At 47.1% G+C, this 399-nt stretch carries 1 pseudogene; it reads right to left on the bottom strand.

Annotation, left to right across the window (positions count from 1 at the left end):
• Positions 1-264: 264 nt before the first annotated feature.
• Positions 265-399 (bottom strand): annotated as a pseudogene (locus tag DNK49_RS23410) (ISAs1 family transposase); the annotation flags it as partial.

Raw genomic sequence — 399 nt, 5'->3', positions numbered from 1 at the left:
ATGCTTGTCCGTATCTGGCCACTTCGTTCTTCCGTTATCGCCCTCGAGTTTCAGATTCTATCGAGGCGACAACCATCTTGACCCAGAGGGGTTCTTATATCCAGAAACATACATGGCCCATAGTAATATAATTAATATTACAGGTATAAATATCGAAATAATATAATTTTTTTGCATGATTTGATGTTTTTCGATTTAATGATTGATCAGCGGCCGTATGGCTCAAGTCCAGGGAGTGGCAGGGCTCCCGCAGCTACGCATTTATCATTCATCGTCATCCTCGTCAGGTGCTTCGAAGCCCAGCAATGCCGCACGAAACTCGTCGGATGTCGCCGCCAGCAGTCGCTTGGTCTTGATGCTGGTCTTGATCGAGGTATCGAGCCGGATGAGGTTGAGGGC

It is taken from the genome of Parazoarcus communis SWub3 = DSM 12120, from assembly GCF_003226565.1.
Lineage (GTDB): Bacteria > Pseudomonadota > Gammaproteobacteria > Burkholderiales > Rhodocyclaceae > Parazoarcus > Parazoarcus communis.
The sequence above is the reverse complement of the archived record's forward strand: the minus strand, read 5'-3'. Positions and strand labels throughout refer to the sequence as shown.